Origin of the sequence: Acinetobacter sp. UBA3025, assembly GCF_002367915.1 — a bacterium.
In the GTDB taxonomy this organism is placed as follows: domain Bacteria; phylum Pseudomonadota; class Gammaproteobacteria; order Pseudomonadales; family Moraxellaceae; genus Acinetobacter.
Genome location: NZ_DFDO01000284.1, coordinates 1535 through 6488, shown reverse-complemented (window position 1 = coordinate 6488; position 4954 = coordinate 1535). Strand labels below are relative to the sequence as shown.

Genomic DNA, 4954 nt, shown 5'->3' with positions numbered 1-4954 from the left:
CTTCGAAGAAGTACAAATGAAATTATCGACTCGTCCTGAAAAACGGGTGGGTGATGATGCACTTTGGGATATGGCAGAAAAATCTTTGGCAGATGCTTTAGATGCTGCTGGCCTGGATTGGGATTTACAGCCAGGTGAAGGTGCATTCTACGGTCCGAAGATCGAATTCTCATTGAAAGACTGCTTAGGCCGAATCTGGCAGTGCGGTACCATTCAATGTGACTTCAACCTTCCAGAACGTCTGGATGCCTCTTATGTCACTGAAGACAACGATCGTGATCAGCCTGTGATGTTGCACCGTGCAATTCTTGGCAGTTTCGAACGTTTTATTGGTATACTGATTGAACACTACGCAGGCTTTATGCCACCTTGGTTATCACCACTGCAAGCGTGTGTAATGAATATTACTGATGCTCAAGCTGAGGCTTGTGAGTCAGTCGTCGCGAAACTTAAAGAAAACGGAATTCGTGTAATTTCTGACTTGAGAAATGAGAAAATCGGCTTTAAGATTCGTGAACGTACTTTAGAGCGTATTCCTTACTTATTGGTACTTGGGGACCGTGAGGTAGAGGAAGGTACTGTGAATGTCCGTACCCGCTCAGGAAAAAATTTGGGTACTATGTCAATCGACGCTTTCGTTGACTTAGTAAAAGCAGCCGTAGCCGAACGCGGCCGGTACATTGTGGAGTAACAGCGATTAAACAGCCTGACCGTAATCAACAGGGCGGAAAATCAAACCGTCCTGCCTTGAATGATGAAATTCGTGCAAAAGAAGTCCGTCTTGTAGACGAAAATGGTGAGCAAAAAGGTATTGTTAACCTTGCAGAAGCATTGCGTGCAGCTGAAGCTGCCGATCTTGATCTTGTTGAGATCGTAGCCAATGCTGAGCCACCTGTCTGCAAAATCATGGACTTCAACAAGCATTTGTTTGATCTGAAACAAAAGCAGAAAGAAGCGAAGAAAAAACAGCATCAAGTCCAGGTGAAAGAAATCAAGCTACGTCCTGCGACAGATGTAGGTGATTACAACGTAAAACTACGTGCAATCATCAAATTCCTTGAAGAAGGAAACAAGGTAAAAATTACCCTGCGTTTCCGTGGTCGTGAAATGGCTCACCAACAACTGGGTCTGGCTCAACTGCAAAAAGTTGAAGCAGACGTCGTTGAATATGGTGTAGTTGAACAAGCGCCAAAAATGGAAGGTCGTCAAATGGGTATGCTGCTTGGTCCTAAAAAGAAAAAGTAAGCATCTCTTGATGAAAAAAGCCCTGCATTTGCAGGGCTTTTTTTTATGAGGTAACTTAATCTTTTATTGAGCAGGGTAGGATTTTCCTGCTTCTACAATCGGAATATTGGCCTCAGTGAGTACATAAATTATTTGTTGAATACGACCTTCACGTAGGGCTTCACCAAATGCACCAATAAATTCCTGCTTGCGATATTCAGGATAATCTTTAGCTGCCTGCCCAACGAGTTTAATGGCTTCTGCGCGCAGTTTGGCACTTTCCAGTTCCGCTTTTGCAACTTGCACTTGAATCATTTTGGATTGTTCTGCTTCAGCCAATGCTGCCTGACCATCCATGCCTTGTTTCCAAACTTTATAATGTGGCCAGCCAAACAGTAGCAGTAAAATGACAATCAATAAAAAGAACAGCAAGCCCAATAGCATGAATGGACTCAGGGCGTTGCGACGGACATAATTCATAGTGCACCTACGGCAGATTTTTTTATCTATGGTATTTATTGAATGTTTTATTCTGTTTCAGAAAAAGCATAGCCGAAATTTTATGTTAATCAAATATATGTAGTTATAGGGAAAAGTTCCCACTATTAAACTACATGATTAAAATTATTTTTGAATCAGCCTTTATGATCTTAAATTCCAAGCACTGTACATGGCTTGAATAATTTCCTTGGCTTGCTGGCGGGAAAACATCGACAAATGAATCCGAAATAATCTTAAAAAGAACCTGTTGCGCCAGTTGGGTTGGTAAAGAATAAAATCGAGAGTGCCATCCCGCTGATTAATTTGATGAGCGGGAAGTCTGGTTAGCCAGCGTTTGGTACGAGCTTTAAGTGAATCATATTGAGGATTGATAAAGCTATAATGGACGGCTTCACGATATAAACACAGGCTGATCCGGTATCCTGCCAAAGTATAATAAATTGTCCGCGAGGTGATTTTTAGTTTAATGCTATATACCAAGAGCGATAGCATTAGGAAACCCAGTATATAGCCATAAAAGCTTGGGGACTCCTGCCATAAAAATACCAATCCTCGAACAAAACTGGAAGGAGGATCTGGAGTATGAAGGTACAAGGTCATCAAAATCCCAATGGGATAGCAAAGAAGAAGAAGTCCCATATGTTTCATCGTCTGGGCACTTTGATGAAACAGAATAATGTCTGATGTGTTCATATTATTATTTTTATAAGGAGTGAAAATTGAACACTTTCAAGCTTAAGGATTTTGTCCTAAAAAAGAAAGACCCGTTCGGGTCTTTCTTTTGGCGGGGGATTAGCTTTGTTGCTCGTTAGACTCATTTTTTTCAGCTAACAGTTTTTTGCCAATCGGAATCTGACGAGGCAATTTTTCTTCTGGCACATTGCGCTGCAATTCAATTTTCAGTAAACCATTTTCAAATTCAGCTTGTTGTACCTCTACATGTTCATCCAGACGTAAAGACAGTTTGAATGAACGGTGGGCGATGCCTTTATGTAGGAATTCTACAGTAGTATCTGAATTTTCTTCCACCGCTTTACCGCTAATGGTCAGAACCTGATTTTCCAGATTGATCTCTAACTGGTCTTCATTGAATCCGGCAGCAGAAACTACAATCCGGTAATTGTTGTCGCCGGTTTTTTCAATGTTGTAATGCGGATAGTTCGGTGCCTCACTTTGCATTGCATAATCAAAAAGGTCATTAAAGCGGTCAAAACCGATACTACGACGGAATAGTGGGCTAAGACTTAAATTGCTCATTGATCTTACCTCCTGATCTCAGAAAAGTTTTGTAAACAACATGCAATTCTTCAATATGAACTCAGTGATTAGAAACAATCTCCTGAATAGATCATTGCTCTATTTCTAATATAAGATTGAGGCGAAGCTTTTCAAGACTCAAGATTTAAAAATATTTGAACCTATCTTGAGCTAAAAATAATGCTTTAAATTTAGCAATTTTACTGCTGAATCGATAACAAAATATGCGGAAGTAGGGCTTTAAATCATGCTATAACTAGATCAAATTTCAATAATGTCATGTAAAAACGAAAAGGTAACAGGTAATAACATGATTGATCTCTATTATTGGGGAACGCCCAATGGCCATAAAATTACCATCGCATTAGAAGAAATGGGCTTGGAATATAAAATTTTCCCGATCAATATTCTGGAAAATGACCAGTTTCAACCTGATTTTTTACGTATCTCTCCAAACAATAAAATTCCTGCGATTGTGGATCAGGATGGCCCGCGTGGCGAACCGATTTCAGTCTTTGAATCTGGCGCGATTCTGCAATATCTGGGTCGTAAAACTGGCCTGTTTTATCCGGATGATGAGCAGCAACGTGTTGAAGTTGAGCAATGGCTAATGTGGCAAATGGGCGGTTTGGGTCCGATGCTGGGGCAGAATCATCATTTTAGCCGTTTTGCTCCTGAGCGTATCCCATATGCCACTGATCGCTATGTCAATGAAACCAAACGTCTATACGGGGTTCTGAACAAACAGCTGATTGGTCAAAAATTTGTAGCCGGTGAGTATTCGATTGCAGATATGGCTATTTTGCCATGGGTGTTACGTCATGAATGGCAGCAGATTGATCTGGCAGATTATCCGGAAGTACAGGAATATGTGACACGCCTGACTGCACGTCCAGCGGTTCAAAGAGCATTAGCAATACAGGTCAGATAAGTTTGGCCTTTGTGCTAAACTAGATAAAAGTAGATTAAACCACCTTTGGGTGGTTTTTTATTGGGTGAGTGTATGAAAGATTTTTTCCTGAACTTTACTAAAATCGTGGAAACGAATCCTCGAATTTACTGGAGTATTATTTTCGGTATCGCAGCCTGTCTGCTGCTGTTCATTGCTGAAATTGTGCATGTGGATCAGGTGATCAGCACCTTGAATACCAAAGATCGCCAGATTTTAAATGCAGCGCTTGAACCGATCACCCAGAAATATCAATGGTCACGTATTTTGGTCATGGTTATGGCTATAGTCTGGTCCAATTGGGAATATCTTAAAGCCAAGAAAAAACTGGGCTTAAGCCGCTAGTCTCGGGATGTCTCTGTTTCTGCTCTTTCTTGCCGCTTTTGGTGCAGCGACTTTATTACCGTTGCAGTCGGAAGCGGTTTTGCTAGGTTTATTATGGCAAGGGGACTATTCGGCGGCCTTACTTATCATGATCGCAAGTGCTGGAAATATATTGGGTTCCTGTGTGAACTGGTATCTGGGGTTCAAGATTGAGCAATATAAGCATAAAAAATGGTTTCCAGTCTCTGAGCAGCAGATGCTTAAAGCCCAAAGTACCTATCAGAAATATGGCTATTGGTCATTATTGCTGAGCTGGGTGCCGATTATTGGCGATCCAATTACGTTAATTGCCGGCTTGCTCAAGGAAAATTTTACCCGTTTTATCTTGATAGTCAGTATTGCCAAAATTGGACGTTATCTGTTTGTCTATTGGGCGTATGCGATGTTTTAAAAAAGAGGCATAAAGCCTCTTTTTATTTGTATTCATTATTAGTGCGCAGGATTTTCCTGATTAAAGATCCTACGTGCATCAGAACTAAAAATTATTTTTCAGTCCCTTTGGTAATATCAATTCCAAACAGATCCTTGGTTCTCGCCCAGCTGATGGCAACCACCAGTAGGGTCATGCTGCCACCAAACACTGTAGCCATAATGGTTCCCATATATTTCGCAACCAGACCAGATTACGCAGCATGTTAA

Annotated in this window: 8 protein-coding genes and 1 pseudogene; 5 read left to right on the top strand and 4 right to left on the bottom strand. The window is 41.0% G+C overall.

Features of this window, described 5'->3' with window-relative positions:
• On the top strand, positions 1 to 691 hold a 691-nt coding region (locus B4J23_RS11985), incomplete at its 5' end, for a threonine--tRNA ligase (RefSeq protein WP_291360898.1).
• Positions 692 to 696: 5 nt separating this feature from the next.
• The gene (gene infC, locus B4J23_RS11980; RefSeq protein WP_081402664.1) at positions 697 to 1245 is read left to right on the top strand and encodes a translation initiation factor IF-3; all 549 of its coding nucleotides are present in this window, start codon (positions 697 to 699) and stop codon (positions 1243 to 1245) included.
• A 63-nt stretch (positions 1246 to 1308) separates the two neighbouring features.
• Here the strand turns inward: infC and B4J23_RS11975 are convergent, their stop codons facing one another.
• From B4J23_RS11975 to B4J23_RS11965, 3 genes are all read right to left on the bottom strand, one after another.
• On the bottom strand, positions 1309 to 1704 hold the full coding sequence (locus B4J23_RS11975; RefSeq protein ID WP_291360896.1) for a hypothetical protein: 396 nt from the start codon (positions 1702 to 1704) through the stop codon (positions 1309 to 1311).
• A gap of 162 nt (positions 1705 to 1866) precedes the next feature.
• Entirely contained in the window at positions 1867 to 2418 is a 552-nt protein-coding gene (locus B4J23_RS11970; RefSeq protein ID WP_291360894.1) for a hypothetical protein, read from the bottom strand.
• Between the two features lie 99 nt (positions 2419 to 2517).
• On the bottom strand, positions 2518 to 2982 hold the full coding sequence (locus B4J23_RS11965; RefSeq protein ID WP_291360892.1) for an Hsp20 family protein: 465 nt from the start codon (positions 2980 to 2982) through the stop codon (positions 2518 to 2520).
• 310 nt (positions 2983 to 3292) lie between these two features.
• Between B4J23_RS11965 and B4J23_RS11960 the strand changes: the two genes are divergently transcribed.
• The 3 genes from B4J23_RS11960 to B4J23_RS11950 all read left to right on the top strand — a co-directional run bounded on the left by B4J23_RS11960 (position 3293) and on the right by B4J23_RS11950 (position 4706).
• Positions 3293 to 3913: a glutathione S-transferase N-terminal domain-containing protein gene (locus B4J23_RS11960; protein WP_291360890.1), complete on the top strand. Its 621-nt coding sequence runs from the start codon at positions 3293 to 3295 to the stop codon at positions 3911 to 3913.
• A 72-nt stretch (positions 3914 to 3985) separates the two neighbouring features.
• Entirely contained in the window at positions 3986 to 4276 is a 291-nt protein-coding gene (locus B4J23_RS11955) for a hypothetical protein (RefSeq protein ID WP_291360888.1), read from the top strand.
• 7 nt (positions 4277 to 4283) lie between these two features.
• On the top strand, positions 4284 to 4706 hold the full coding sequence (locus B4J23_RS11950; RefSeq protein ID WP_291360886.1) for a YqaA family protein: 423 nt from the start codon (positions 4284 to 4286) through the stop codon (positions 4704 to 4706).
• Positions 4707 to 4797: 91 nt separating this feature from the next.
• Here B4J23_RS11950 and B4J23_RS11945 read toward each other — a convergent pair.
• Positions 4798 to 4938 (bottom strand): annotated as a pseudogene (locus B4J23_RS11945) (MFS transporter); the annotation flags it as partial.
• Positions 4939 to 4954: the final 16 nt, after the last annotated feature.

Coding starts and splice junctions, on each gene's coding strand:
- B4J23_RS11960 (WP_291360890.1), top strand. CDS start 3,293: ATGATTGATCTCTATTATTGGGGAACGCCCAATGGCCATAAAATTACC.
- B4J23_RS11950 (WP_291360886.1), top strand. CDS start 4,284: ATGTCTCTGTTTCTGCTCTTTCTTGCCGCTTTTGGTGCAGCGACTTTA.
- B4J23_RS11965 (WP_291360892.1), bottom strand. CDS start 2,982: ATGAGCAATTTAAGTCTTAGCCCACTATTCCGTCGTAGTATCGGTTTT.
- B4J23_RS11955 (WP_291360888.1), top strand. CDS start 3,986: ATGAAAGATTTTTTCCTGAACTTTACTAAAATCGTGGAAACGAATCCT.
- B4J23_RS11970 (WP_291360894.1), bottom strand. CDS start 2,418: ATGAACACATCAGACATTATTCTGTTTCATCAAAGTGCCCAGACGATG.
- B4J23_RS11975 (WP_291360896.1), bottom strand. CDS start 1,704: ATGAATTATGTCCGTCGCAACGCCCTGAGTCCATTCATGCTATTGGGC.